Below are 26,707 nucleotides of genomic sequence, written 5' to 3' on the forward strand. Positions count from 1 at the left end.
GCCTACAGCTTCATCAGGTTGCTGTCGTCGACCGAAGCGGAGTGCCTGGTCCGGAAGATCGAGACGATGATCGCGAGGCCGACCACGACCTCGGCCGCCGCGACCACCATGGTGAAGAACGCGATGATCTGGCCGTCCAGGTTGCCGTGCATCCGGGAGAAGGTGACCAGCGCCAGGTTGGAGGCGTTGAGCATCAGTTCGACACACATGAACAGGACGATCGCGTTCCGCCGGATCAGCACGCCGGAGGCGCCGATGGTGAACAACAGGGCGGAGAGATAGAGGTAGTTGACCGGATTCACTCCGCCCCCTCCTCGTCGTGGTCGGACGCCGGGCGGTTCGCCGGCGCCTGGTGGTTGGCGGCCACCGGCTCCAGCGCCTGGCGCGGGCCGGTCACCGGCGGGCGCTCGGACGGCGGGCGGCCCAGCCAGTCGGCGGTGCTGGACTCCAGCTCGGCCATCCGCGCCAGCATCTGCTGGCTGACGTCGCGGATCTGGCCGCGCTCACGCAGGGTCGCCATCACCGAGTCCTCGGCGATCGAGCCGTCCGGCAGCAGGCCGGGGATGTCCACCGCGTTGTGCCGGGCGTAGACGCCGGGCGCGGGCAGCGGCGGGACCTGCAGGTTGTCGGCGACCCGCTGGGCCGCCAACTCGCGCTGGGTCTTCGGGGCCTTCACGTGCTCGCGGTGGGTCAGCACCATGGCGCCGATCGCGGCCGTGATCAGCAGCGCGCCGGTGACCTCGAAGGCCCACACGTACTTGGTGAAGATCAGCCGGGCCAGGCCCTGGACGTTGCCCTCGGCGTTGGCCTCGCCGAGGCCGGCGAAGGTGTGCAGCTTGGCGTTGGCGATCCCGGCGACCAGCAGCACGCCGAAGCCGAGGCCGCAGACCACGGCGGCGAACCGCTGGCCCTTCAGCTGTTCCTTCAGCGAGTCCGCGCTGGTCACGCCGACCAGCATCACCACGAACAGGAAGAGCATCATGATCGCGCCGGTGTAGACGACGATCTGCACCACGCCCAGGAAGACCGCGCCCTGGGCCATGTAACAGACCGCCAGGGCGAGCATGGTGGCGGCCAGGCAGAGCGCGCTGTGCACCGCCTTCCTCATCAGCAGCATCCCGAGGGCGCCGCCGACGGCGATCACCGCGAGCACCCAGAACTGGACGGCCTCGCCGGTGGAGGTCGCGCCGGTGACGGCGGCGAGGGTGGCGGGGGCGGCGGTCACGACTGCGCCTCCTTCTCCCGGTCGGTGCGCTCCTGACGCTCGGTGCCCGGCGCCGCCGCGGTGATCTCGCCGCGGTAGTACGCGCCCTCGTCGGCGCCCGGGAAGATCGCGTGCGGGGTGTCGACCATGCCCTCGGAGAGGCCGACCAGCAGCTGCTCCTTGGTGAAGATGAGGTCCTTGCGGGAGGAGTCCGCGAGCTCGTACTCGTTGGTCATGGTGAGCGCCCGGGTCGGGCAGGCCTCGATGCACAGGCCGCACAGGATGCAGCGGGCGTAGTTGATCTGGTACACCGCGCCGTACCGCTCACCGGGCGAGTAGCGCTCCTCCTCCTGGTTGTCCGCGCCCTCGACGTAGATGGCGTCGGCCGGGCAGGCCCAGGCGCACAGCTCGCAGCCGACGCACTTCTCCAGGCCGTCCGGGTGCCGGTTGAGCTGGTGGCGGCCGTGGAAGCGCGGGGCGGTGGGCTTCTTCTGCTCCGGGTACTGCTCGGTGAGCCGCTTCTTGAACATGGCCTTGAAGGTCACGCCGAAGCCGGCGGCCGGTCCGAGGATGGACGGCTTCTCGGCCCGCTCGGGCCGGTCGGTCCGGCGGTTCTGGTCGGACGACATCTCGGTTCAGCTCCCTTCGGAATGGTCGGCCCCGTTGAGGGCGTCCTGGAGTTGCTTCGGGGCGCGGCTGGGCCTGCGCGGGACCTGCGGGAGCTGCTGGCCGGGCAGCGGCGGCACCGGGTAGCCGCCGGCCATCGGGTCGAACTCCCCGCTCGGCGCGCCGTCCACGGGTTCCGGCCGGCGCTTCACGGCGTCCCGGAGCAGGCCGAGCAGCAGCAGCGCGCCGACCGGGGCACCGACGTAGAGCACCACCTCGCCGAAGCCGTAGCCCTCGTTGCGCAGCGCCCGGACGGCGGCCACCATCACCAGCCAGACCAGCGAGACCGGGATCAGCACCTTCCAGCCGAGCTTCATGAACTGGTCGTAGCGGAACCGGGGCAGGGTGCCGCGTAGCCAGATGAAGAAGAACAGCAGCAGCTGGATCTTGAGGGTGATCCAGAGCAGCGGCCACCAGCCGTGGTTGGCGCCCTCCCAGAAGGTGGAGACCGGCCAGGGGGCCCGCCAGCCGCCCAGGAACAGGGTGGAGGCGACGGCCGAGACGGTGACCATGTTGATGTACTCGGCCAGCATGAACATCGCGAACTTCAGCGAGGAGTACTCGGTGTTGAAGCCGCCGACCAACTCGCCCTCGGCCTCCGGGAGGTCGAACGGCGCGCGGTTGGTCTCGCCGACCATCGCCACGATGTAGACGATGAACGACACCGGCAGCAGCACCGCGAACCAGGTCGGCTGCTGCGAGGAGACGATCTCCGAGGTGGACATCGAGCCGGAGTAGATGAACACCGCCGCGAAGGACAGGCCCATCGCGATCTCGTAGCTGATCATCTGGGCCGAGGAGCGCAGGCCGCCGAGCAGCGGGTAGGTCGAACCGGAGGACCAGCCGGCCAGCACGATGCCGTAGATGCCGACCGAGGCGGTGGCCAGGATGTAGAGCAGCGCCACCGGGAAGTCGGTCAGCTGCATCGGCGTCCGGGTACCGAAGATCGAGATCTCGTTGCCGGCCGGGCCGAACGGGATCACCGCGAAGGCCATGAACGCCGGGATGGCGCAGACGATCGGGGCCAGGACGTAGACCGCCTTGTCAGCGCCCTTGACCACCAGGTCTTCCTTGAGCGCCAGCTTCACGCCGTCGGCGAGCGACTGCAGCATGCCCCAGGGGCCGTGCCGGTTGGGCCCGATGCGCAGCTGCATCCAGGCCACCACCTTGCGCTCCCAGACGATCGCCACGAGGACCGTGCCGACCAGGAAGGCGAAGCAGAACACCGCCTTGAGCAGGACCAGCCACCAGGGGTCGCGGCCGAAGAAGCCCAGCGTCTCGTACGCGGCGAGGTCGTACCCGGCGAGCGGGTGCGCGGTGGGGTTCACTTCTCCTCCTCCTCGGACTCGACGCCCTGCGCCGGGGCGATGGTGACCAGGTGGCCGGTGGTGGTGCCGAGCGCGCGGTGGGCGCCGCCCGGGGTGGAGTTGAGCGGGATCCAGACCGTGCGGTCCGGCATCTCCTTGCCGATCTCCAGCGGCAGGGTGACCGAGCCGGACGGGCCGGTCAGCCGCAGCGCGGGGGCTCCCACCGCGCCGATCTCCTCGGCGGTGGTCGGCGAGATCCGGGCGACGGCCGGGTGCCGGGTGCCGGCCAGGTGCGGGTCGCCCTGCTGGAGCGAGCCGCGGTCGAGCAGCAGGCGCCAACCGGCCAGCACCGCCTGGCCGGTGGCCGGGCGGGGCAGCACACCGGGGTGGGCGGCCGGGGCGGCCGGGCGCTCGCCGGTCCAGGGTGTGAACCGGTCCAGCTCCAGCCGGGCGGCGCGGACGTCGGGCAGGCCGAGCCGGTGGCCCAGCGCGTCGGCGAGCATGTTCAGCACCCGCAGGTCCGGGTGCAGATGACGGCCCATCTGCTGGTCCGGCTTGAGCGCGGCCTCGAACATCCGCACCCGGCCCTCCCAGTCCAGGAAGGTGCCGGACTTCTCGGCGACCGCGGCCACCGGCAGCACCACGTCGGCGTGCGCGGTGACGGCGGACGGACGCAGCTCCAGCGAGACCACGAACGGGACGGCGGCCAGGGCCAGCTCGGCCTGCGCCGGATCGGCGAGGTCCTCCGGATCGAGGCCGCCGACCAGCAGCGCGCCGAGTTCGCCGCCGACGGCCGCGCCGAGGATGTCCTCGGTGTCCCGGCCGGGCCGCTCGGGGAGCCCGGGCAGGCCCCAGACGGCGGCGGCCTCGGCCCGGGCGGCCGGGACGCCGACCGGGCGGCCGCCCGGCAGCAGGCCGGGCAGCGCGCCCGCCTCGACCGCGCCGCGCTCGCCGGCCCGCCGGGGGATCCAGGCGAGCCGGGCACCGGTGGCGTGCGCCAGCCGCAGCACGGCGGTGAGCGCGCCCGGTGCGGCGGCGGCCCGCTCGCCGACCAGGATCACCGCGCCGGGGGTGCGCAGCAGTTCGGCGGCGCGGCCGGCCTCGTCGTTGAGCGGCTCGTCGGCGGCGAGCGCGGCCAGCCACTCGGCCTCGGTGCCGGGGGCGGCGGGCAGCAGCGCCCCGTGCAGCTTGGCCAGGCCCCGGGAGGCGTGCGCGGCGATCGAGAAGACCGCGAGCCCGCGGTTGCGGTTGGCCTTGCGCAGCCGCAGGAAGACGATCGGCGACTCCTCCTCGGGCTCCAGGGCCACCAGCAGCGCCACCGGCGCGGCCTCCAGATCCTGGTAGGTCACGCCCTCACCGGTGAGGTCCACTCCCTGTCCCGCGACCGCGGCGGCCAGGAACTGCGCCTCCTCGCCGCTGTGCGGGCGGGCCCGGAAGTCCACGTCGTTGGTGCCGAGCACCACCCGGGCGAACTTGGCGTAGGCGTAGGCGTCCTCGACGGTGACCCGGCCACCGGTGAGCACGCCGGTGCTGGCCCCGCGCAGTCCCTCGGCGGCCCGGGCCAGCGCCTCCGGCCAGGAGGCGGCGACGAGTTCGCCGTCCCGGCGGACCAGCGGGGCGGTGATCCGGTCGCGCTGCTGGGCGTAGCGGAAGGCGAACCGGCCCTTGTCGCAGTTCCACTCCTCGTTGACCGCCGGGTCCTCGCCGGCCAGCCGGCGCAGCACCTTGCCGCGCCGGTGGTCGGTGCGCTGGGCGCAGCCGGAGGAGCAGTGCTCGCAGACGCTCGGCGAGGAGACCAGGTCGAACGGGCGGGAGCGGAAGCGGTAGGCCGCCGAGGTGAGGGCGCCGACGGGGCAGATCTGGATGGTGTTGCCGGAGAAGTACGACTCGAAGTCGTCGCCCTCGCCGGTACCGACCTGCTGCAGGGCACCGCGCTCGACCAGGTCGATGAACGGGTCCCCGGCGATCTGCTGGGAGAACCGGGTGCAGCGGGCGCAGAGCACGCAGCGCTCCCGGTCCAACAGCACCTGGCTGCTGATCGGCACCGGCTTCTCGTAGGTGCGCTTCATCCCCTCGAAGCGGGAGTCCGCGTCGCCGGTGGACATCGCCTGGTTCTGCAGCGGGCACTCGCCGCCCTTGTCGCAGACCGGGCAGTCCAGCGGGTGGTTGATCAGCAGCAGCTCCATCACGCCGCGCTGGGCCTTCTCGGCGACCGGCGAGCTGAGCTGGGTGCGGACCACCATGCCCTCGGCGACCGGGACGGTGCAGGAGGCGACCGGCTTGCGCTGGCCCTCGATCTCGACGATGCACTGCCGACAGGCGCCGGCCGGGTCGAGCAGCGGGTGGTCGCAGAAGCGCGGGACCTGGGTGCCGATCTGCTCGGCGGCCCGGATCACCAGGGTCCCCTTGGGGACCCGCACTTCGACGCCGTCGATGGTGAGCGTGACCAGCTCGACCGCGGCCTGGCCGCCCTGGGAGGTGGACGGTTCTGTGATCGTCACGCGTGCACCTCCCTTTCGGTGGCGGACTGGTGGCCGGGGCGGGGGCCGTCGGCCCAGACGGTGGAGGCGGCCGGGTCGAACGGGCAGCGGCGCTCCGCGAGGTGCTGCTCGTACTCGGCCCGGAAGTGCTGGAGCGAGGAGACGATCGGGCTGGCCGCGCCGTCGCCCAGGGCGCAGAAGGACTTGCCGTTGATGTTGTCGGCGATGTCGAGGAGCTTCTCCAGGTCGCCCTCGGCGCCCTGGCCGGCCTCGATCCGCTTGAGCAGCTGGACCAGCCAGTAGGTGCCCTCGCGGCAGGGGGTGCACTTGCCGCAGGACTCGTGGGCGTAGAACTCCGTCCAGCGGGTGACCGCGCGCACCACGCAGGTCGTCTCGTCGAAGACCTGCAGGGCCTTGGTGCCGAGCATCGAGCCGGCCGCGCCGACGCCCTCGTAGTCGAGCGGGACGTCGAGGTGCTGGTCGGTGAACATCGGGGTGGAGGAGCCGCCCGGGGTCCAGAACTTGAGCCGGTGGCCGGGGCGGACGCCGCCGCTGATGTCGAGCAGCTGGCGCAGCGTGATGCCGAGCGGGGCCTCGTACTGGCCGGGGTTGGTGACGTGGCCGGAGAGCGAGTAGAGCGTGAAGCCGGGGGACTTCTCGGTGCCCAGGCCCTTGAACCAGGCCTTGCCGCGGGCCAGGATCGGCGGCACCGAGGCGATCGACTCGACGTTGTTGACCACGGTCGGGCAGGCGTAGAGGCCGGCGATGGCCGGGAACGGCGGGCGCAGCCTCGGCTGGCCGCGGCGCCCCTCCAGCGAGTCGAGCAGGGCCGTCTCCTCGCCGCAGATGTACGCGCCGGCGCCGGCGTGCACGGTGATGTCCAGGTCGAGGCCGGAGCCGAGGATGTCCCGGCCGAGCAGCCCGGCCTCGTAGGCCTCGGCCACGGCCGCCTGGAGCCGGCGCAGCACCGGGACGACCTCACCGCGCAGGTAGATGAAGGCGTGGTCGCAGCGGATCGCGTAGGACGCGATGATCATGCCCTCGATCAGCGAGTGCGGGTTGGCGAACAGCAGCGGGATGTCCTTGCAGGTGCCCGGCTCGGACTCGTCCGCGTTGACCACCAGGTAGTGCGGCTTGCCGTCGTTCTGCGGGATGAACTGCCACTTCATGCCGGTGGGGAAGCCGGCGCCGCCGCGGCCGCGCAGTCCGGCGTCCTTGACCAGGGCGATCACGTCGTCCGGGGGCATGGCGAGGGCGGTCCGCAGTCCCTCGTACCCGGCGTGGCGGCGGTAGGTGGCCAGGCTCCAGGGCCGGGTGTCGTCCCAGGAGGCGGACAGCACGGGGGTGAGCAGCTTCTCGGCCGGCTCGGCGGAGGTCATCACGCTTCACTCCCTTCCTGGCCGGTGCCCGCGTGGCGGGGGGAGACGACGCGGGTGCCGCCGGTGCCGGGCAGGGCCTCGCCGCGGGCCAGCCGCAGGCCGGCCAGCGAGGGGGCACCGCCGGCGCCGGACTCGTCGACGGCGCCGGGGCGCTCGTCGGGGAAGCCGGCCAGGATCCGGGCGGTCTCCTTGAAGGAGCAGAGCCGGGCACCGCGGGTGGGGACGGCCTCGCGGCCCGCGCGCAGGTCGTCGACCAGCCGCTTGGCGCTCTCCGGCGTCTGGTTGTCGAAGAACTCCCAGTTGACCATCACCACGGGTGCGTAGTCGCAGGCAGCGTTGCACTCGATGTGCTCGATCGAGATCCGGCCGTCCTCGGTGGTCTCGTTGTTCGCGATCCCGAGGTGCTCCTGGAGCTCGGCGAAGATCTGGTCGCCGCCGAGCACCGCGCACAGGGTGTTGGTGCAGACCCCGACGTGGTACTCGCCGGCGGGCCGGCGCCGGTACATGGTGTAGAAGGTGGCGACGGCGGTGACCTCGGCGGTGGTCAGGTCGAGCTGCTCCGCGCAGAACCGGATGCCGGTCGGGCTGACGAAGCCCTCCTCGGCCTGCACCAGGTGCAGCAGCGGCAGCAGGGCGGACCGGGCCACCGGGTAGCGGCCGATCAGCTCCGCGGCGTCGGCGGCCAGCCGGGCGTGCACCTCCTCGGGGTACGGCCCGGCCGGCAGCGCCGGCATCCCCAGTTGGACGTCTGTCACCGGTCCACGCCTCCCATCACCGGGTCGATCCCGGCCACCGAGACGATGACGTCGGCCACCTGGCCGCCCTCGCACATCGCCGCCATCGTCTGCAGATTGGTGAACGACGGGTCCCGGAAGTGGACCCGGTACGGGCGGGTCCCGCCGTCGCTGACCACGTGCACGCCCAGCTCGCCCTTGGGCGACTCGACCGCCGCGTAGGCCTGGCCGACCGGGACCCGGAAGCCCTCGGTGACCAGCTTGAAGTGGTGGATCAGGGCCTCCATCGAGGTGCCCATGATCTTCCGGATGTGGTCCAGGGAGTTGCCCATCCCGTCCGGGCCGACGGCGAGCTGGGCCGGCCAGGCGATCTTCTTGTCGGCCACCATGACCGGGCCGGGGCGCAGCCGGTCCAGGCACTGCTCGACGATCCGCAGCGACTGCTTCATCTCCTCCAGCCGGATCAGGAAGCGGCCGTAGGAGTCGGCGCTGTCGGCGATCGCGACCTCGAAGTCGTAGTTCTCGTAGCCGCAGTACGGGTCGGTCTTGCGCAGGTCGTGCGGCAGGCCGGTGGCGCGCAGGATCGGGCCGGTGGCGCCGAGGGCGAGGCAGCCGGGCAGGTCGAGGAAGCCGACGTCGACCAGGCGGGCCTTGAACACCGGGTTGCCGGTGGCGAGTTTGTCGTACTCGTGCATCCGGGAGCGGATGGTCTTCACGGCCTCGCGGATCTGGTCGACCGCGCCGGGCGGGAGGTCCTGGGCGAGGCCGCCGGGGCGGACGTACGCGTGGTTCATCCGCAGGCCGGTGACCAGCTCGAAGACGTCCAGGATCAGCTCGCGGTCGCGGAATCCGTAGATCATCAGGGTGGTGGAGCCGATCTCCATGCCGCCGGTGGCCAGGCAGACCAGGTGGGAGGAGATCCGGTTGAGCTCCATCATCAGCACCCGGATGACGTCGGCCCGCTCGGGGACGTCGTCGGTGATGCCGAGCAGCTTCTCGACCGCCAGGCAGTAGGCGGTCTCGTTGAACAGCGGGGTCAGGTAGTCCATGCGGGTCACGAAGGTGGTGCCCTGGACCCAGCTGCGGAACTCCATGTTCTTCTCGATGCCGGTGTGCAGGTAGCCGATGCCGCAGCGGGCCTCCGTCACCGTCTCGCCGTCGATCTCCAGGATCAGCCGCAACACCCCGTGGGTGGAGGGGTGCTGGGGGCCCATGTTGACGATGATGCGCTCGTCGTCGGCCCGGCCGACGGCCTCGACCACCTCGCCCCAGTCGCCGCCGGTGACCGTGAAGACCCGGCCCTCGGTGGTGTCCCGGGCACCCGCCTCGGCGGTGCCGTCCCGGTGCGTCTCCTCGTAGTGCTGGGTGTTCATCAGCTGTACGACCTCCGCTGGTCGGGCGCCGGGATCTGGGCGCCCTTGTACTCGACGGGGATGCCGCCGAGCGGGTAGTCCTTGCGCTGCGGGTGACCCAGCCAGTCGTCCGGCATCATGATCCGGGTGAGCGCCGGGTGGCCCTCGAAGACCAGGCCGAAGAAGTCGTAGGCCTCGCGCTCGTGCCAGTCGTTGGTCGGGTAGACGCTGACCACCGACGGGACGCGCGGGTCGGCGTCCGGCGCGGTGACCTCCAGCCGGATCAGCCGGCCGTGGGTGATCGAGCGCAGGTGGTAGACCGCGTGCAGTTCGCGGCCCTGGTCGCCCGGGTAGTGCACTCCGCTCACCCCGAGGCAGAGCTCGAAGCGGAGCGCCGGGTCGTCGCGCAGGGTGCGGGCGGTGCGCAGCAGGTGCTCGCGGGCGATGTGGAAGGTGAGTTCGGCGCGGTCGACGACGGTCTTCTCGATCACCTCGGCGGGGTCCAGGCCCTGTTCCTCCAGGGCGCCCTCCAACTCGTCCGCGACCTCGTCGAACCAGCCGCCGTAGGGGCGTTCGCTGGCCGGGGGCAGGGCGATCGGGGCCACCAGCCCGCCGAAGCCCGAGGTGTCGCCGGTGCCCTGGGCGCCGAACATGCCCTGCCGGCGGCCGACCACCTCGACCGGGATCTCGCGGTGCGGCTGCTCGCGGCGGGTCTCGGGTACCTGGTCGTTCATCGCAGCAGCCCCCGCATCTCGCTCACCGGGGTCGCCTGCAGCGCGAGCGCCTCGCCCAGCTCCTCGGCGCGGCGCTTGTTCACGCCGAGCGGCTCGTGCTGGATCTTGTCGTGCAGCTTCAGGATCGCGTCCATCAGCATCTCCGGGCGGGGCGGACAGCCGGGCAGGTAGATGTCCACCGGGACGATGTGGTCGACGCCCTGCACGATCGCGTAGTTGTTGAACATCCCGCCCGAGGAGGCGCAGACGCCCATGGAGATGACCCACTTCGGATTGGCCATCTGGTCGTAGACCTGGCGCAACACGGGCGCCATCTTCTGGCTCACCCGACCGGCCACGATCATCAGGTCGGCCTGCCGGGGGGAGCCCCGGAACACCTCCATGCCGAACCTGGCCAGGTCGTAGCGGCCCGCGCCGGTGGTCATCATCTCGATCGCGCAGCAGGCCAGCCCGAAGGTGGCCGGGAAGAGCGACGCCTTGCGCACCCAGCCGGCGGCCGTCTCCACGGTCGTGAGCAGAAAGCCGCTCGGCAGCTTCTCCTCGATTCCCATCAGATCCCTCTCAATGCCCTCAAGTCCGTTGGCTTGTCCGCACGTTCACAAAGTCAGCGGTCAGTCCCACTCCAGACCGCCGCGGCGCCAGACGTAGGCGTAGGCGACGAAGACGGTGGCGATGAACAGGAGCATCTCGACCAGCCCGAAGATCCCCAGGGCGTCGAAGCTCACGGCCCACGGGTAGAGGAAGACGATCTCGATGTCGAAGACGATGAAGAGCATCGCCGTCAGGTAGTACTTGATCGGGAACCGACCGCCGCCCACGGGCTGCGGGGTCGGCTCGATGCCGCACTCGTACGCCTCCAGCTTGGCCCGGTTGTAGCGCTTGGGGCCGGTCAGTGAGGCCATCACGACGGAGCCGACCGCGAACGCCGCCGCGATGGCACCGAGTACGAGGATCGGCGCGTAGGCATTCATAGCCCCCGCTCCCTCCGTCCAGTCGTCCTTGACTGCAGATCGGAACCGACGGGTCACACTGGGGTGAACCCGGCGCTCCAGTTCCCGGATCCACCCCATGTGAGGCAGTTCACAAAGCCTGGAACGAGCGCATCCTATGCCCGTCGGCTTGTGATCTGCGACACGCAGTTCAGGATGATCTTTGTGATCTACGACACCTCGCGAATGATGGCGAAGGTGAGCATGACGATATTTGTCAACGCAAAGAAGTCAAATGGTCACAAGCTGTCGCTTTTATCTGCGAAGCGGCTGGTCAGAGCCGCACGCCTATATCAACTATGCATCGCTGAGAGCAAATTTCCGGGCGTCATGTTGACGTGTTATAGCGTCTCACCCGCAGGGGTGGCGGCTCCGCGAACGCCCGCTTGACCCTTCGTTCACAAGCGCGCGAGCCGTGCTCAGGCCCCGCTCTCCCAGGCCCAGGCGGCGATGCCCACCCGGTTCCGGACACCGAGCTTCCGCTGGACCGAGGCCAGGTGGTTCTTCACCGTCCCGGCGCTGATGAACAGCTCCGCCGCGATCTCCGCATTGGTCGCACCGTCCGCGACCAGCCGCGCGATCTCCTTCTCCCGTGCGGTGAGTTCCTCGACCGGGCCGACCTGCGGGCGCTCCGTTCTCCCACCGGCCGCCGGCCGCTGCACTGTGCCGCCCGACCATCGACGGAGCAGCCGGACGGTGATCTGCGGACTGATCAACGCGTCACCCGCGACGGCGGACCGCACCGCCTCCGCCAGCAGCGCCGGTCCCGAGCGCTTGAGCAGGAAGCCCGCCGCACCCGCACGGATCGCCTCGTGCACATACTCGTCCAGGTCGAAGGTGGTCACCACGACCACCCGGAACTCCCCGCCCAGGCGCCTGGTCAGCTCCAGCCCGTCCAGCCGGGGCATCCGGATGTCGGCAAGGATCACGTCCGGCCGCAGCCGCTGGGCCAGGGCGACCGCCGCCTCGCCGTCCGCGGCCTCGTTCACCACCTCGATGTCCGGCTGGGCGTCGAGGATGATCCGGTACGCGCTGCGGATCGCCTCGTCGTCGTCGGCGAGAAGCACCCTGATCGTCATCGGCCCACGCCTCCGTCCTTGTGCCGGTACCGTCCCGGCGCCGTTCTTGCCGTTCCCGTCGTTCGTTCCGTTCGCACCGGTCACGCCGTTCTCGCCGGTCGTGCCGTTCCCCCGGCGCACACCGCCGGGCCCGTCACCGCGCCTTCAGCGGCATGGTCACCGCCACCTGCCAGCCGCCACCCTCCCGGCCGGCGGCGAGCGTGCCGCCGAGCGCCTCCACCCGGGCGGCCAGCCCCGCCAGCCCACTGCCTCCCCGGCGCGGCCCGGACGGTTGCGCCGCCGCACCGCCGTCGTCCCGCACCCGCACCGACAGCCGCCGCCCCTCGCGGCGCACCCGGACCTCGACCACGCGGGCGGCCGGTGCGTGCCGCCGCACATTGGTCAGGGCCTCCACCACGACCCGGTAGGCGGTGGCCGCCACCTCCCGAGGCACTCCCGGCTCCTCCGCCGGGGCATCCAGCCGCACCGCCACTCCGCCCGAGTCAGCGAACCGCTGGGTGAGCTGTGTGAGTTCGGCCAGGCCGGGCTGCGGACCGCGCTCCGGACCGTCGGCGTCCTCGCTGCGCAGCAGTTGGACCGTCCGGTCGAGCGAGGCCAGGGCCTGCAGCCCGGCCTGCTCTATCCGCTCGAACAGGGCGGCCGCCCGCACCGGGTCGGAGGCCGCCAGCACCATGCCCGCCTGCGCCTGGGCGACCATCCCGCTGACGTCATGGGCGACGAAGTCGTGCAGGTCGTGGGCGAGTTCGAGCCGTTGGGAGCGGCGGGCGGCGGACACCGAGCGGCGCCGGGCCTCGTCCAGCCCGCGCAGGTAGAGCCCGACCAGGACCGCCGGCAGCGCGAACGCCGAGCCGAACCCGAAGAGCGTCAGCGCGTCCTGCGGACCCTCGATCGCCTGGAACCGGGAGGGCCAGAGCGCGACCGCGCCGCCGACCGTCCAGACCGCCACCGCCCCGCGCCGACCGCCCTCGGCCCGCAGCGCCACGACCACCAGGAGCAGCAGCAGGGCGAGTTCGAGCAGACCGACCAGGGCCGGACGGCGATCGGCTTCGGTCCACCGCCCGGCGGCCCAGACACCGGCCGACGCCCCGGCCGACACCGCACCGGCCGCGCCGGCCACCGCCGCCACCCCGAACCGGGAGCGCAGCAACCACCCGCAGAGCACCGCCACCGGGGCGGCCAGCGAAAGCATCTGACTCATCGTCGCCTCCTTCCTGCCGGGAAGCCTACGGATCGCCGGAGCGCTCCGCCTGTGCCGATCGGCACATTTCCGCACCCGTTCCGAGAAGCCAAGACAGCCCGATCGACACTGATGGAAGGCCCCCTCCGGCAGCCACTCTTGATCCTGTCGGACCGGCCGCCGCGGCCGGTCCCGGAGGGGAGTCCGCCATCATGTCCGCCACCGCACCCGCCACACCCACCGCCGCCGGGTTCGCCGCCCGTACCACCTCTACCGCCCGCACCACTCACACCGCCCGCGCCGCCCGTAGCACCCGCTCCACCCACGCCGTCCGCCCCGCCGGCACCCCGCGCTGGGCCGAGCGGGCCGCCCTCGCCACCGTCTGGACGGCCGTCCCGTCCGGGCTCTGGCGGCTCGCCCTCGGGGTGGGGGTCCCGGTCGGCTTCAGCGGGGAGCTGGCCGCGGCCTTCGACCCCTACGTCCCGGGCTGGGGCACCGTGTACGTCCTCGCGCTCAGCGGGCTGGCCGAGCTGCTGGCCTTCCTCACCCTGGGGCTGGTCCGCCCCTGGGGCGAGGTGCTCCCGCGCCGGATCCCGCTGATCGGCGGCCGGGCCGTCCGGCCGTGGGCCGCGATCGTTCCGGCGGCCCTCGGCTCAGCCGTCCTGACCGTGCTCGGCATGTCGGCGCTGTTCGGCGGCTGGGCCTCGGCGATGAGCGGTCCCGGCGCTCCACGGGGCCTCGCCGGGGTGATCATGACCCTCTGCTACCTGCCGCTGGTCGCCTGGGGTCCGCTGCTCGCCGCGGTCACCTTCGCCTACGCCCGCCGCACCCTGGGGCGGCGCCGGTGAGCACCGCGCCCGGCCGTCACACCGCCGCCGGCTCCCGCTCCGCCGGCACCACCTCCGGTCGCGGCGCCGAGGCGGTCCGCCGGCCCCACTCGGTGCCGACCAGAACGAGGGCGCCACCCAGCAGGGCCAAGGGCCCGAGGTGGTTGCCGGCCAGGGTGATGCCGAACACCGCGGCCCAGAGCGGTTCGGTGCCCAGCAGCAGGCTGACCCGTGAGGGCGAGGTGGTGCGGACGGCCCACATCTGCACGAAGAACGCGAACAGCGTGCAGAGCAGGGACAGGTGCAGCAGCCAGCCCCACTGGGCCGGCCCGTAGGCGGCCGCGACGGTCCAGGGCAGCGGGCCGGCGAACGGCGCGACGATCGCGAACACCAGCGTCGCGGCCGCGAGCTGGACCCAGGTGACGGCCAGCGTGTCGCTCTCCCGGATCGCCCGGGCCCGGGCGGTGGCCAGCACGTTGACCGTCCGCACGACGGCGGCGCCGAGCACCAGCAGGTCCCCCGAGGCCGGGGCCCGCAGGCCGCCGTCCCCGGTGAGCAGCGCGATGCCCGCCACCGCCAGACCGGCCGCCGCGAGGAAGGAGCGCGGCAGCGGCGTCCGGGCCAACGCGCTCTCCGCGAGCGGGGTGAACACGATCGTGAGGCTGATGATCAGGCCCGCGTTGGTCGCCGAGGTATGCACCGCGCCGAACGTCTCAAGGAGGAAGATCCCACCGAGCACCAGTCCCAGCCCGGCCCCGCCCAGCCACTCGGCGCGCCGCAGTCGTCGCAGCGAGGGCCAGGCCGCCAGCCCCAGGACGGGCAGCACCAGACCGAACCGCAGCACCAGCATCGCCACCACCGTGCCCGGTTCGGCCACCCGCTGCACCGCCAGGAAGCTCGATCCCCACACCACCGCCACCAGCAGTACCGGCAGATCGCGCAACAGAGCGGAGGACGGAGCACGCACGGCGAAGCCTCTCGAAGCGTTCGAGGCCCGAGACCTCGAAGGGGCCGGACCGGCACACGAGAGTCGCGCACGTCGTCGGACGGATCCCGGAGCGGAGCGGGGCCCGCCATCCTCGCGCACCGGACCACTCGCGATCAACGGATTCCCGCCCCCTACCGGATCCCCACCCCGCCGTGAATGATGTCGCCATGCCAACGCAGCCGTCCCCCACACACCGGAAGGCCCGTCACATGAGGCGCAAGCACTGGGCGTTGTTCGCCGCCGCCACCGTCCTCCCGCTCGTCGCGAGCACCGGCACCGCCGTCGCGGACACCCCGTCGACCGGTGCCGGCGCGGCCGGTACCACCTGCACCTACACGCCGGCCGTCCCGGCCGACAACTTCAAGGGCATCCCGGTCTTCGACGCCCGGAAGGCGGCCAAGCCGTACAAGGCGACCCTGAGGACCTCCCAGGGCTCGATCACTTTCCAGGCGCTCACCGACAAGGCCCCCTGCACGACCTTCTCGTTCCGCTTCCTCGCCGAGCGCGACTACTTCGACCGCAGCCACTGCCACCGGCTGACCACCCAGCGGCTCTACGTCCTGCAGTGCGGCGACCCGACCGGGACCGGCAGCGGCGGCCCGGGTTACTCCTTCCCCGACGAGAACCTGGCGGGCGCCACCTACCCGGCCGGCACGGTCGCCATGGCCAACGCGGGACCCAACACCAATGGCAGCCAGTTCTTCTTCGTCTGGAAGGACACCAAGCTCTCCCCCGCCTACACCCCGTTCGGCCGGGTCACCGAGGGCCTGGACGTGCTGCAGAAGATCGCCGCCGGAGGTGAGGACGACCAGAACAACCCCGGTGACGGCTTCCCCACCCTGCCGGTGAACATCCGCAACGTGAAGATCTCCGCCCGCTGAGCCACCCGGTGAACTCCCGTACGGTGGAGCAGAACGTCGACGGCCACCGAACGGCCGCACGAATCCGGCCACCCGACCGGCCACCCCGACCGGCCGCGGACACCGTACGGGAGCAGCACCGCATGGACAGCAGGATCTGGGAGAGCGTCGACCACCTGGTCGCCTGGCTCGACGAGGAGAGCCCGCTCCCCCCGCAGGAGGAGCGGCTCGCCCGCATCCTCAAACTCTCCGAGGAGATCGGCGAGGTCAGTGCCGCCGTGATCGGCGCCACCGGTCAGAACCCGCGCAAGGGAGTCACCCACAGCTGGGAGGACGTCCAGCACGAGCTGTGCGACGTGGTCTTCTCCGCGCTGGTCGCGCTGCGCACGCTCACCCCGGACGCCGCCCAGGTGTTCGCCGACCGCCTCGCCTACGTCGAGCAGCGCTCCGCGGCCAGCCGCAACCCGGACCGCTGACCCGGCCGCCGCCCGGATCGGCCGGGGCCACCGACCGAGGTTGCCGAACGCCTGACCGACCGGACCGCCGGCGGGAGCGAGCACCCGACCGCCGACGGCCCCGCCGGTCAGGCGTTCGGCGCGACCTTGGCCAGGCCGTTGATGATGCGGTCCATGGCGTCGCCGCCCTGCGGGTCGGTGAGGTTGGCGAGGAGCTTGAGCACGAACTTCATCAGCATCGGGTGGGTCAGCCCGCGCTGGGTGGCGAGCTGCATGACCTTCGGGTTGCCGATGAGCTTCACGAAGGCCCGGCCGAGCGTGTAGTAGCCGCCGTAGACGTCCTTGAGGATGCGTGGGTAGGCCTGCAGTGCGCGCTCCCGGCCGCCGTCGGTCACCCGCGCGAGGGCCTGGACGATGACCCCGGCGGCGATCTGGCCGGATTCCATCGCGTAGGCGATGCCCTCGCCGTTGAACGGGTTGACCATGCCGCCGGCGTCGCCGACCAGCAGCAGGCCGCGGGTGTAGTGCGGCTGCCGGTTGAAGGCCATCGGCAGCGCGGCCCCCCGGATCGGGTCGGTCATGTTCTCCGGCGTGTAGCCCCACTCCTCCGGCATGCTGGCGCACCAGGCCTTCAGGACCTCGCGCCAGTCCAGCTCGCCGAAGGCCGGCGAGGAGTTGAGGATGCCGAGGCCGACGTTGGAGGTGCCGTCGCCCATGCCGAAGACCCAGCCGTAGCCGGGCAGCAGCTTGCGTTCCCCGCCGCGGGTGTCCCACAGCTCCAGCCAGGACTCCAGGTAGTCGTCGTCGTGGCGCGGGGAGGTGAAGTAGGTGCGGTAGGCGACGCCCATCGGGCGGTCCTCCCGGCGGTGCAGACCCATCGCGAGCGACAGCCGGGTGGAGTTGCCGTCGGCGGCCACGACCAGCGGGGCGCGGAAGGTCACCGGGCGCTTCTCGTCGCCGAGCTTGGCGGTGACCCCGACGATCCGGCCGGTCCGCTCGTCCAGCACCGGGCCGCTGACGTTGCAGCGCTCGTAGAGCCGGGCCCCGGCCTTCTCGGCCTGACGGGCGAGCAGCTCGTCGAAGTCGGCACGCTTGCGGACCAGGCCGTAGTCCGGGAAGGCCGACAGCTCGGGCCAGTCCAGCTCCAGCCGGACCCCGCCGCCGATGATCCGCAGGCCCTTGTTGTGCAGCCAGCCGTTCTCGGTGGACACGTCGATGCCCATGTCCACCAGCTGCTTGGTGGCCCGCGGGGTGAGGCCGTCGCCGCAGACCTTCTCCCGGGGGAAGCTGGTCTTCTCCAGCAGCAGCACGTCCAGGCCGGCCTGCGCGAGGTGGTAGGCGGTGGTGGACCCGGCCGGGCCGGCGCCGACCACGATGACGTCCGCGGTGCTCTCCACAACGCCTGCGCTCAGGTCAACAGCGGTCTCGGACACGGTGGGCACACTCCTGCTGGGGGGTCGGCCGGCCTGTGGGGGCCGGCGCGGCTGGGCTTGGACGAGTCTATGAGCTGCGGACGGCGTCGCGGCCGGTCACGGCGCCGCGGCCGGCCACGCGACTCGCCCGCGCAACCGGCCACGCGGGCCGGTCAGACCTTGTAGGCCCGGTGCAGGGCGACGATCCCGCCGGTCAGGTTGCGCCAGGCCACCTTGGACCAGCCGGCCTCCTGCAGCCGGGCGGCCAGCGCCGGCTGGTCGGGCCACTCGCGGATCGACTCGGCGAGGTAGACGTAGGCGTCCGGGTTGCTGCTGACCGCGGTGGCGACCGGCGGCAGCGCGCGCATCAGGTACTCGGTGTAGACGGTCCGGAACGGCGTCCAGGTCGGCGTGGAGAACTCGCAGATGACCAGCTTGCCGCCGGGCTTGGTGACCCGCAGCAGCTCGCTCAGCGCCTCGTCGGTGTCCTGGACGTTGCGCAGCGCGAAGGAGATCGTCACCGAGTCGAAGGTGTCGTCGGCGAACGGCAGCCTGGTGGCGTCACCCGCGGTCAGCGCCAGCTCGGGGTGGCGGCGCTTGCCCTCGGCGAGCATGCCGACCGAGAAGTCGCACGGGACGACCCGCGCCCCGGCCTCCGCGAAGGGCAGCGAGGAGGTGCCGGTCCCGGCCCCGAGGTCGAGCACGACGTCCCCCGGCCCGGCGGCCACCGCCTCGGCCACCGCACGGCGCCAGGCACGGGCCTGGCCGAGCGAGAGAACGTCGTTGGTGCGGTCGTACTTGGCCGCGACGTCGTCGAACATGGCGGCGACTTCGTGCGGCTGCTTGTCCAGAGAGGCTCGGGTCACGCCCCCATTGTTCACCCTGGCTCCGGCGATCCGGGCAAGGGGGCGTCTTCCGGGCACCCCGGGCACCCCGGCCGGGCGCCTCGGGAACACCCGGGACGACGGTCGCGGGCCTGCCGGGCCCGCCGGAGCAGCCGCCCGCCGCCTCAGTGCTGGGCGCGCCGCCCGCCCGCGCGGCGCCGCCGGCGCGAGCGCTTGCCCTGCGTTATCGCCGGCATCCCGTCGGCCAGCGCCTCGGTCGCCATGGCGACGGTGGTGGCGAACCGGTTCTGCCCGCTACGGACGGCCACCGCCCGCCGGTGCCGCCGGATCCGCAGCATGCAGACGGCGAACAGCAGCACCGCCACCGGCACGCTGAACCGCGCCAGCCCGACGCCCACCGGCTGCGGGTAGGTGTCGCCGCAGATCCGCACCGCCTTCGGCTCGTCGGCCGCGTGCTCCAGGCAGACGGCGTCCCCCACCTTGGTGCCGTCGGCCAGCGGCAGCGCGGTGGCGGTGTGGTGCTGGCCGGCCGCCTGGTAGCTGACGGTGCTGTAGGAGCCGCCACCGGTCGGCAGCTGCGTCACCACGCCCTCGACCCGCACCGGGTGGGCCCCGATCCGGTCGGCCTGCTCGGCCTGGCGCCACCCCAGCAGGCACATCCCGACGGCCAGCACGGCGCTGAGCACGGCGGTGAGGTACCAGCCACGGCCCAACCGCGGGGATCGCTGCGGGGGGACGGTCGCGGATCGCATGGTTCCTGTCCTGGCTTGCTTCCGGGGCCTGGGACGGGGCCCCGTCGCCCGCGGGCACGGGCGGAGGTGAGGTGGGACGGTACGGACTGAGCTGAGCCGGATGCTATCCGCTGGCGGGCCCTCAGGTCACGGTGAAGGGACAATCAGGCCACCCCGACGAAGCCGCAGTTCAGTGGCGCACGAAGCAAGTCCCGGCCGTCGCAAGGGAGTACGAGGAAGTGGGGGCGACCCTCGGGCGAACCGCACGACTACCGACGAGTAGGGTGCGACCGGGGCCCGGGCGGCGACGCCCTCAGCGCCGCCGGAACACCAGCCGGCCGGCCAGCACCGTAGCCCGGCAACCCCCGACCCGCGGACCGTCCGCACCCACCGGACTGCCCACTCCCGTCGGCCCGTCCGCACCCACCGGACCGGCCCCGTGTCCCTCGACGCCCTCCGCCCCGGGCGCGAACACCGCGAAGTCCGCCCGGACACCGGCGGCCACCCGCCCGTACAGGGCCCCGGCGAGCGGCAGCACCGCCAGCGGGTCCAGCGGCCCGGTCACCCCCGCGCCGGCTCCGTCCCCAGCGCCCCTCGCCTCTGCGCCGCCCCCGCCCCCCGGCAGCACGGTCAGCCCCGACCGGGCCACCGCCGTCCGCACCGCGGCACGCTCGAACGGCCCGGCCACCGCCGTCACGCCGAAGCCGAGCATCCGCTGCAGCCCGCGCCGGGCACTCGCCCCGCAGCGGGCCTCGTCCTGCTCCCCCGCCAGCCCGTCCGGCACCGGCTCGTCCCCGACCCCTTCGCGCGGGTCCGGGTGGTACGCCCGCTCCAGCAGCCAGTGCCCGTACGGGTTGCGCAGCCCCGGCGTGAGCAGCGCGTCGCCCCAGTCCCGGACCCGGGCCGCCGGGTGCGCCGCCGCCAGCCCGGCGTACGGGCCGACCGCCTCGACCAGCTCGCCACGCACCAGCACCGCCCCGTCCGGGTAGGACGGGGCGGCGGGATCGGCCGGGTCGGGCAGCACGAGGGCGGCCCGGTGCAGGGTCAGCACGGTGGGACGGGACCTCAGGCGTTGTCGAGGATCTTCAGCTCGGGGTGCGCGGTGCCGCCCTCGATCGCGGTGGAGGCGATGTGCGAGGCGACCCGCGGGTCGACCGGGTCGTTGGCCGGGTCGTCCAGCACCCGCAGGTGCTCGTACGTGGTCGAGCGCTGCGCGGGGACGCGGCCGGCGGTCCGGATCAGGTGGATCAGCTCGGTGAGGTTGGAGCGGTGCTTGGCGCCCGCCGCCGAGACCACGTTCTCCTCCAGCATGACCGAGCCGAGGTCGTCCGCGCCGTAGTGCAGCGACAGCTGGCCGGCCTCCTTGCCGGTGGTCAGCCAGGAGCCCTGGATGTGGGCGACGTTGTCGAGGAACAGGCGGGCGATGGCGATCATCCGCAGGTACTCGAAGACGGTCGCCTGGGTCGAGCCCTTCAGGTGGTTGTTCTGCGGCTGGTAGGTGTAGGGGATGAAGGCGCGGAAGCCGCCGGTGCGGTCCTGCACGTCGCGGATCATCCGCAGGTGCTCGATCCGCTCGGCGTTGGTCTCGCCGGTGCCCATCAGCATGGTGGAGGTGGACTCCACACCCAGGCCGTGGGCGGCCTCCATGATCTCCAGCCAGCGCTCGCCGGACTCCTTGAGCGGCGCGATCGCCTTGCGCGGGCGCTCCGGCAGCAGTTCGGCACCGGCCCCGGCGAAGGAGTCCAGGCCCGCCCGGTGGATCCGGGTGATCGCCTCCTCGATCGGGACGCCGGAGATCCGCGCCATGTGGTCGACCTCGGACGCGCCCAGCGAGTGGATCACCAGCTGCGGGAACTCCGCCTTGATCGCCGAGAAGGCGCGCTCGTAGTACTCGACGCCGTAGTCCGGGTGGTGGCCGCCCTGGAACATGATCTGGGTGCCGCCCAGCTCGACGGTCTCGGCGCAGCGGCGCAGGATCTCGTCCAGCTCGCGGGACCAGCCCTTGTCGCTCTTCGGCGGCACGTAGAAGGCGCAGAACTTGCACGCCGTCACGCAGACGTTGGTGTAGTTGATGTTGCGCTCGATGATGTACGTCGCGATGTGCTCGGTACCCGCGTAGCGGCGGCGGCGCACCGCGTCGGCGGCCGAGCCGAGCGCGTGCAGCGGGGCGGAGCGGTAGAGCTCCAGCGCCTCCTGCGGGCTGATCCGGCCACCGCCGGCCGCCCGGTCGAGGACGGCCTGCAGGTCGGTGCTGGGCGCATCGAAGGTGGTCGCTGCGAGCTCGGACACCTGGCGGCCTTCTCTCTCTCGGGACTTCACGTGCGACACGTGCGGCGGGTGCGACGGGTGCGACGACGCCTTGCCGGGGCACCGCTTCCGCATCCGGTTCAGCCTACGCCAGGGCTTCGCGGCCCCCGCGTCAGCCCGCTCGCCGGAACGTCCCGGACGGGTTCCCGGCGCTGGGATCGGCGGAGGTGAAGCGGATGGTGCCGTCCTTCTGCAGCGCGAGGGTCTCCGCGTAGGAACCGCCGGTGCACGCCCCGGGCAGCGAGGAGCGGACCAGCCGGGAGGTGAAGACCAGCTTCTCCGGCTCGATCGAGGTGAGCGTCCAGGCGCCCTCGCAGGTGAGCGAGAGGATCCCGCTCAGCTCGTTGCGGCTGCTGACCGCGTCCTGCCCGATCCCCGCGCGGCCGATGACCAGCGTGGTGGTCCCGGCGGGCACGCCCTTCTGCGTCGTCATCTCCCCGCGCCAGGTGCCGAGGAACGACTCCGGTACGGCGTTCGGACCGGGCGCCGCGGTGCCGGCGGGCGCAGTCGTACCGGGCGCCGACGACGGCTGCGGCGGCTGCGACGACGGCTGCCGCGACGACGAAGGCGACGAGGGCGACGAAGGCGACGAGGGCAACACCGCGCTCGGCCCGGACGGCACCGGCGGCGGCTGCGAGGGGCCCTCCCCCGTGGCGGTGGGCTCCGGCCCCGGCTCGCCCTTCCCCCACACCTGGTACGCCCCGTACCCGCCGCCCGCGAGCGCCAGCAGCACCGCCCCGACCACCAGCCCGGCCACACCCCGCCGCCGGGAGGCGCTCGCGTCCACCGCCGCACCCCCACCGGCCGCGCCGCCCTCGCCGCCCCCGCCGACGCCGCCGACGCCGCCCGGTACGAACGTCGGCGTCCACTCCCCCTCCACCGGCCCCGCCCCGGCCTCCGCCTCCAGGTCCAGCAACTGCACCGCACTGCGCCCCACCGCCGCGGACAGCACCGGCGGCAGCCAGCCGCCCTGCCCCAGCCGCCCGACGGCCGCGCCGTCCGGGTCCAGCCACTCCCCCAGCCGTCGCGGCGTCGGCCGGGCCGCCGGGTCCTTCGCCAGGCATTCGAGCACGATCGAACGCAGCGGCCCGCCGCCGAGCCCGGCCAGGTCCGGTTCCTCGTGCACCACCCGGTACAGCAGGACCGCGGCGCTCACCCCCTCCCCGAACGGGTGCACCCCGGTGGCCGCGTACGCGAGCACCGCGCCGAGCGAGAAGACGTCACCGGGCGGCCCGGCCGGCCGGCCGTTCGCCTGTTCGGGCGACATGAAGCCGGGCGACCCCACCACGAACCCGGACTGGGTGAGCCCGGTGGCCGCGTCGAGGGCCCGGGCGATGCCGAAGTCGATCAGCCGCGGCCCGTCCAGGGTGAGCAGCACGTTGGACGGCTTGACGTCGCGGTGCACCAGCCCGAGTCCGTGCACGTGCTCCAGCGCCTGCGCCAGGCCCGCTCCGAGGGTGCGAACGGCGGGCTCGGGCAGCGGCCCGTACTGCCGGACGGCGGCGGCCAGCGCGGGGCCGGCGACGTAGCCGGTGGCCACCCAGGGGTGTGCGCCCTCGGTGTCGGCGTCCAGGACGGGGGCCGTCCAGTCCCCGCCGACCCGGCGGGCGGCGGCCACCTCCTGCCGGAACCGGGCGCGGAACTCGGTGTCCTCGGCGAGTTCGCCGCGCACCACCTTGACCGCCACCGTGCGGCCGCCCGCCGTCCGGCCGAGGTAGACCCGGCCCATGCCGCCCGCCCCGAGCCGCCGCAGCAGCCGGTACGCGCCCACCTGACGCGGGTCGTCCGATCCCAGTGGCTGCATCCCGCGCACGCTCCCGTCGCCCGCCCGCTCGCCCCGCCGCCGGGGCCGTCTCGCGTGCAGACGCTATCGGGCGGCGGCGGCGCGAACCATCACGATCGCGACCACCACCCGTTCAGGCCCCGCTCAGGCCACCGGCTCCGGCGCCGGCTCCAGCAGCCGGACGGCCACGTCGGGGGCGAAGCCGCTGTCGTGCGCGACCCGCCGCGCGAACTCGGCGACGCCGGCCAGCTGCCGCTCGCCGAGCGAGAAGTCCAGCGCCTCGCTGAAGTACCGCTCCAGCACCGCCGCGTCGAAGGACTCCCAGCGGGCCGCCTGCTCGGCCACCTCACGGGCCTCGACCAGCGACAGGTCCCGGGACTCCAGGAAGGCCCGGTGGACGGCCGCGGTCAGCTCGGGGCGCCGCTCGGCGAAGTCGCGGCGGGCGGCCCAGACGGCGAAGACGAACGGCAGCCCGGTCCACTCCTTCCACATCTCGCCCAGGTCGTGCACGGCCAGGCCCTGCTCGGCCGCCTGCCCGAGGTAGGCACGCAGCGCCGGGTCGCCGATCAGCACGGCCGCGTCGGCCTCGGCGAGCATCGCGTCCAGGTCGGGCGGGCAGCTGAAGTACTCCGGCCGCACCCCCTCACGCTCCTCCAGCAGCAGCCGGGCGAGCCGGACCGAGGTGCGGCTGGTGGAGCCGAGCGCGACCCGCCGGCCGTCCAGCTCGGACAGCGGCAGCTTGCTGACGATCACGCAGGACATCACCGGGCCGTCGCTTCCCACCGCGATGTCCGGCAGCACCAGCAGTTCGTCCGCGTGCCGCAGGTACTCCACGCAGGTGATCGGACCGATGTCCAGGGAACCGCCGACCAGCTGGTCGCTCAGCTTCTCCGGGGTGTCCTTGGTGAGGTCCAGATCGAGCAGATTGCCGGTCCTGGCCAGGCCCCAGTAGAGGGGTACGCAGTTCAGGAACTGAATATGCCCGACCCGGGGCCGGACCGGGGTGTTGTCCTGGGGCTCCCGCGTTTCCGCATCCGGTACTGCCACTGCGCCGCTCCCTTGCTGTTCGTGCGCCTCCCCGCAGCGTATGCCTGCCGCTGCGGAAGCCCCGCACCGCCCTTCCGGGAGGCACCGCGACGCGCCGCGCCGAGGGTCACAACAGCCTTACGACACGCGCTGTCCAGCCCGCAAGTCACCCCTGGTCGTCACAGCAGCCGCATGCTAGCGTTGCCCTCAGTTGCAGTTTGATTCCCCTTGCAGTACTTGAAGCCTGCGGAGCATGTAACCGCAGGCTTTTTGTAGTTTTTCAGCAATATCGAAAAACTCCGGACCCGTCCGGAGGCAGGGCGATCAGCGCAGCGGACCGGGTGCCACACGGTGTGGCCCCGACACGTCCCTCGCAAGGAGAACGGCATGGCTCAGGGAACCGTCAAGTGGTTCAACGCTGAGAAGGGCTTCGGCTTCATCGCCCAGGATGGCGGCGGCCCCGACGTCTTCGTCCACTACTCCGCCATCAACGCGAGCGGCTTCCGCTCGCTGGAGGAGAACCAGGCGGTCAGCTTCGACGTCACCCAGGGCCCGAAGGGCCCGCAGGCGGAGAACGTCACCCTTATCTGATCATCCTCAAATGATGGTCTGATCGCTCGGGACCCCGTCGGGTCCGCCGACGGCCTCCGGTCGTCACGGTGAGCACAAGAGCTGCAGTACCCAAGGGGGCCCGCCGTCCGGTGGGCCCCCTGCCTTGTGCCCGGCTCCCCCTCGGCGGCATGCCGGGCACGGACGCGCGCACGCGGAAGGGCCCTCCTCCCCGTTTCCGGGAAGGAGGGCCCTTCGTCCTGCCGGCCCGAAGGGGCGTCAGGCCGTCGCGACAGCGGCGGCCTGGGCCGGGGCCGGGGCCGGGCCCTCGTCGTAGAGGTCACCCGTGGGGTTGTTGTAGGCGGCCAGGTCGAGGGTCTTCTCCCGGGCCGCGACCACGATCGGCACCAGGGCCTGACCGGCGACGTTGGTCGCGGTCCGCATCATGTCGAGGATCGGGTCGATGGCCAGCAGCAGACCGACGCCCTCCAGCGGCAGACCCAGGGTGGAGAGGGTCAGCGTCAGCATGACGATCGCACCGGTGAGGCCGGCGGTGGCCGCCGAGCCGATCACCGAGACGAAGGCGATCAGCAGGTAGTCCTTGATGCCGAGGTCGATGCCGTACACCTGGGCCACGAAGATCGCGGCCAGCGACGGGTAGATCGCGGCGCAACCGTCCATCTTGGTGGTGGCGCCGAACGGGACGGCGAACGAGGCGTACTCGCCCGGGACACCGAGGCGCTCGGTGACCCGCCGGGTGACCGGCAGGGTGCCGACCGAGGAGCGCGAGACGAAGGCCAGCTGGATGGCGGGCCAGGCGCCCTTGAAGAAATTGACCGGGTTGAGGCCGGCGGCGAACTTCAGCAGCAGCGAGTAGACGACGAACAGCACCAGCGCGCAACCGATGTAGACGTCGAGGGTCAGCGTCGCGAACGGCTCCAGCAGGTCCCAGCCGTACTTGGCCACGGACTTGCCGATGAGGCCGAGGGTGCCCAGCGGGGAGAGCCGGATGACCCACCAGAGGGCGGTCTGGACCAGTTCCAGCACCGACTCGCTGAGCTTGAGGACCGGCTCCGCCTTGGCGCCGAGCTTGATCACGGCGGCGCCGGCCACGATCGCCAGGAAGACGATCTGCAGGACCTCGACCTCGGTGAACGCGGAGACGATGTTGGTCGGGAAGATCCCGGTCAGGAAGTCGATCCAGCTGCCGGTGGACTTCGGCGCCTTGAGGCCCTCGGTCTTGAGGTCGGTGCCCGAGCCCGGGTTGGTCAGCAGGCCGAGGCCGAGGCCGATGGCCACCGCGATCAGCGAGGTGATCGCGAACCAGAGCAGGGTGCGGACGGCCAGCCGGGCCGCGTTGGTGACGTTCCGCAGGTTCGCCACGCTCACCAGGATCGCGGTGAACACCAGCGGCGGGACGGCGAGCTTCAGCAGCTGGACGAAGATCCGGCCGATCGTCTCCAGGGTGGTGGCCAGCCAGGATATGTCGGCCGCGCGGGCCAGGTAGCCGAGGGCCACGCCGAGCACGAGGCCGGCGACGATCTGGGCCCAGAAGGGGGTCTTACGGATTCTGCCGAGCACGGACGGCGACGAAGTCGCCTCGGGCGCTGTGGACATGACGGTGCGGCTCCGGGGGAGGTGTTGCTGGTGATGAGGAGAAGAGGGGGGACGGCGGCACGGCGCGCGGGCCGGAGGGGGAGGAACCGGCCCCGGTCAGGGGCGTGCCGCCTGAATACAGCTCATGGCGCGACAACGGCGCGGGCTGTCCACAGCACCAGTCGGACGACACGCGCGGGCGGCACCGGGCAGCGGGCCCGGGCCGA

General features: G+C 72.5%; 25 protein-coding genes and 1 pseudogene. 4 read left to right on the forward strand and 22 right to left on the reverse strand.

Annotated elements, in window-relative coordinates; translation table 11 throughout:
* Nucleotides 1-2: 2 nt before the first annotated feature.
* The 13 genes from nuoK to ACFVVU_RS15385 all read right to left on the reverse strand — a co-directional run bounded on the left by nuoK (nucleotide 3) and on the right by ACFVVU_RS15385 (nucleotide 13,122).
* Entirely contained in the window at nucleotides 3-302 is a 300-nt protein-coding gene (gene nuoK, locus ACFVVU_RS15325) for an NADH-quinone oxidoreductase subunit NuoK (protein ID WP_030300898.1), read from the reverse strand.
* Entirely contained in the window at nucleotides 299-1,225 is a 927-nt protein-coding gene (locus ACFVVU_RS15330; RefSeq protein ID WP_387790216.1) for an NADH-quinone oxidoreductase subunit J, read from the reverse strand. The genes nuoK and ACFVVU_RS15330 overlap by 4 nt, the downstream gene beginning before the upstream one ends.
* Nucleotides 1,222-1,833 carry an NADH-quinone oxidoreductase subunit NuoI gene (gene nuoI / locus ACFVVU_RS15335; protein ID WP_387790217.1) on the reverse strand — a complete coding sequence of 204 codons (612 nt, stop codon included), beginning with the start codon at nucleotides 1,831-1,833 and terminating at the stop codon, nucleotides 1,222-1,224. The genes ACFVVU_RS15330 and nuoI overlap by 4 nt, the downstream gene beginning before the upstream one ends.
* A gap of 6 nt (nucleotides 1,834-1,839) precedes the next feature.
* Nucleotides 1,840-3,198 (reverse strand): NADH-quinone oxidoreductase subunit NuoH, encoded by a 1,359-nt coding sequence (gene nuoH / locus ACFVVU_RS15340; RefSeq protein ID WP_380680013.1) that lies wholly within the window; start codon nucleotides 3,196-3,198, stop codon nucleotides 1,840-1,842.
* Nucleotides 3,195-5,678 (reverse strand): NADH-quinone oxidoreductase subunit G, encoded by a 2,484-nt coding sequence (locus ACFVVU_RS15345; RefSeq protein WP_380680016.1) that lies wholly within the window; start codon nucleotides 5,676-5,678, stop codon nucleotides 3,195-3,197. Before ACFVVU_RS15345 ends, nuoH begins: the two co-directional genes overlap by 4 nt.
* Nucleotides 5,675-7,036, reverse strand: a complete 1,362-nt coding sequence (gene nuoF, locus ACFVVU_RS15350; RefSeq protein WP_380680018.1) for an NADH-quinone oxidoreductase subunit NuoF — start codon at nucleotides 7,034-7,036, stop codon at nucleotides 5,675-5,677. Before nuoF ends, ACFVVU_RS15345 begins: the two co-directional genes overlap by 4 nt.
* On the reverse strand, nucleotides 7,036-7,791 hold the full coding sequence (gene nuoE / locus ACFVVU_RS15355; RefSeq protein WP_380680021.1) for an NADH-quinone oxidoreductase subunit NuoE: 756 nt from the start codon (nucleotides 7,789-7,791) through the stop codon (nucleotides 7,036-7,038). The genes nuoF and nuoE overlap by 1 nt, the downstream gene beginning before the upstream one ends.
* Nucleotides 7,788-9,143: an NADH-quinone oxidoreductase subunit D gene (locus ACFVVU_RS15360; RefSeq protein WP_380680024.1), complete on the reverse strand. Its 1,356-nt coding sequence runs from the start codon at nucleotides 9,141-9,143 to the stop codon at nucleotides 7,788-7,790. The genes nuoE and ACFVVU_RS15360 overlap by 4 nt, the downstream gene beginning before the upstream one ends.
* The gene (locus ACFVVU_RS15365) at nucleotides 9,143-9,856 is read right to left on the reverse strand and encodes an NADH-quinone oxidoreductase subunit C (RefSeq protein WP_380680027.1); all 714 of its coding nucleotides are present in this window, start codon (nucleotides 9,854-9,856) and stop codon (nucleotides 9,143-9,145) included. The genes ACFVVU_RS15360 and ACFVVU_RS15365 overlap by 1 nt, the downstream gene beginning before the upstream one ends.
* The gene (locus tag ACFVVU_RS15370; protein ID WP_030300882.1) at nucleotides 9,853-10,407 is read right to left on the reverse strand and encodes an NADH-quinone oxidoreductase subunit B family protein; all 555 of its coding nucleotides are present in this window, start codon (nucleotides 10,405-10,407) and stop codon (nucleotides 9,853-9,855) included. The genes ACFVVU_RS15365 and ACFVVU_RS15370 overlap by 4 nt, the downstream gene beginning before the upstream one ends.
* Before the next feature lie 60 nt (nucleotides 10,408-10,467).
* Nucleotides 10,468-10,827, reverse strand: coding sequence for an NADH-quinone oxidoreductase subunit A (locus ACFVVU_RS15375; RefSeq protein WP_014137597.1), 360 nt, complete (start codon nucleotides 10,825-10,827; stop codon nucleotides 10,468-10,470).
* A 437-nt stretch (nucleotides 10,828-11,264) separates the two neighbouring features.
* Nucleotides 11,265-11,924, reverse strand: coding sequence for a response regulator (locus ACFVVU_RS15380; RefSeq protein ID WP_387790220.1), 660 nt, complete (start codon nucleotides 11,922-11,924; stop codon nucleotides 11,265-11,267).
* 133 nt (nucleotides 11,925-12,057) lie between these two features.
* A complete protein-coding gene (locus ACFVVU_RS15385; RefSeq protein WP_380680032.1) occupies nucleotides 12,058-13,122 on the reverse strand; it encodes a sensor histidine kinase in 1,065 nt (354 codons plus the stop codon).
* A 191-nt stretch (nucleotides 13,123-13,313) separates the two neighbouring features.
* On the opposite strand from ACFVVU_RS15385, the gene ACFVVU_RS15390 reads away from it, so the two are divergent.
* On the forward strand, nucleotides 13,314-13,949 hold the full coding sequence (locus ACFVVU_RS15390) for a hypothetical protein (RefSeq protein ID WP_387790222.1): 636 nt from the start codon (nucleotides 13,314-13,316) through the stop codon (nucleotides 13,947-13,949).
* A gap of 16 nt (nucleotides 13,950-13,965) precedes the next feature.
* Here the strand turns inward: ACFVVU_RS15390 and ACFVVU_RS15395 are convergent, their stop codons facing one another.
* Nucleotides 13,966-14,871 (reverse strand): DMT family transporter, encoded by a 906-nt coding sequence (locus tag ACFVVU_RS15395; protein WP_387790224.1) that lies wholly within the window; start codon nucleotides 14,869-14,871, stop codon nucleotides 13,966-13,968.
* 254 nt (nucleotides 14,872-15,125) lie between these two features.
* Between ACFVVU_RS15395 and ACFVVU_RS15400 the strand changes: the two genes are divergently transcribed.
* Entirely contained in the window at nucleotides 15,126-15,797 is a 672-nt protein-coding gene (locus tag ACFVVU_RS15400; RefSeq protein ID WP_387790225.1) for a peptidylprolyl isomerase, read from the forward strand.
* 122 nt (nucleotides 15,798-15,919) lie between these two features.
* Entirely contained in the window at nucleotides 15,920-16,252 is a 333-nt protein-coding gene (locus ACFVVU_RS15405; RefSeq protein ID WP_380680042.1) for a MazG-like family protein, read from the forward strand.
* A 107-nt stretch (nucleotides 16,253-16,359) separates the two neighbouring features.
* Here ACFVVU_RS15405 and ACFVVU_RS15410 read toward each other — a convergent pair.
* The 7 genes and pseudogenes from ACFVVU_RS15410 to ACFVVU_RS15440 all read right to left on the reverse strand — a co-directional run.
* A pseudogene (locus tag ACFVVU_RS15410) lies at nucleotides 16,360-17,715 on the reverse strand (geranylgeranyl reductase family protein); the annotation flags it as partial.
* A 101-nt stretch (nucleotides 17,716-17,816) separates the two neighbouring features.
* Nucleotides 17,817-18,509 (reverse strand): demethylmenaquinone methyltransferase, encoded by a 693-nt coding sequence (locus ACFVVU_RS15415; protein WP_380680045.1) that lies wholly within the window; start codon nucleotides 18,507-18,509, stop codon nucleotides 17,817-17,819.
* Nucleotides 18,510-18,652: 143 nt separating this feature from the next.
* Nucleotides 18,653-19,240, reverse strand: coding sequence for a hypothetical protein (locus ACFVVU_RS15420; protein ID WP_380680048.1), 588 nt, complete (start codon nucleotides 19,238-19,240; stop codon nucleotides 18,653-18,655).
* A gap of 292 nt (nucleotides 19,241-19,532) precedes the next feature.
* A complete protein-coding gene (locus tag ACFVVU_RS15425; protein WP_387790227.1) occupies nucleotides 19,533-20,270 on the reverse strand; it encodes a hypothetical protein in 738 nt (245 codons plus the stop codon).
* Nucleotides 20,271-20,284: 14 nt separating this feature from the next.
* Nucleotides 20,285-21,508, reverse strand: coding sequence for a cyclic dehypoxanthinyl futalosine synthase (gene mqnC, locus ACFVVU_RS15430; RefSeq protein WP_380680054.1), 1,224 nt, complete (start codon nucleotides 21,506-21,508; stop codon nucleotides 20,285-20,287).
* Nucleotides 21,509-21,638: 130 nt separating this feature from the next.
* Nucleotides 21,639-23,330 carry a serine/threonine-protein kinase gene (locus ACFVVU_RS15435; RefSeq protein ID WP_387790229.1) on the reverse strand — a complete coding sequence of 564 codons (1,692 nt, stop codon included), beginning with the start codon at nucleotides 23,328-23,330 and terminating at the stop codon, nucleotides 21,639-21,641.
* Between the two features lie 123 nt (nucleotides 23,331-23,453).
* A complete protein-coding gene (locus ACFVVU_RS15440; RefSeq protein ID WP_380680060.1) occupies nucleotides 23,454-24,356 on the reverse strand; it encodes a menaquinone biosynthetic enzyme MqnA/MqnD family protein in 903 nt (300 codons plus the stop codon).
* A 366-nt stretch (nucleotides 24,357-24,722) separates the two neighbouring features.
* Here ACFVVU_RS15440 and ACFVVU_RS15445 point away from each other — a divergent pair, with 366 nt between their 5' ends.
* Nucleotides 24,723-24,926 carry a cold-shock protein gene (locus ACFVVU_RS15445; protein ID WP_344337792.1) on the forward strand — a complete coding sequence of 68 codons (204 nt, stop codon included), beginning with the start codon at nucleotides 24,723-24,725 and terminating at the stop codon, nucleotides 24,924-24,926.
* Nucleotides 24,927-25,163: 237 nt separating this feature from the next.
* On the opposite strand, the gene ACFVVU_RS15450 is transcribed toward ACFVVU_RS15445, so the two are convergent.
* Nucleotides 25,164-26,501 (reverse strand): dicarboxylate/amino acid:cation symporter, encoded by a 1,338-nt coding sequence (locus ACFVVU_RS15450; RefSeq protein WP_387790232.1) that lies wholly within the window; start codon nucleotides 26,499-26,501, stop codon nucleotides 25,164-25,166.
* Nucleotides 26,502-26,707 lie beyond the last annotated feature (206 nt).

The sequence above is a fragment of the Kitasatospora sp. NPDC057965 genome (assembly GCF_042887135.1).
GTDB lineage: Bacteria > Actinomycetota > Actinomycetes > Streptomycetales > Streptomycetaceae > Kitasatospora.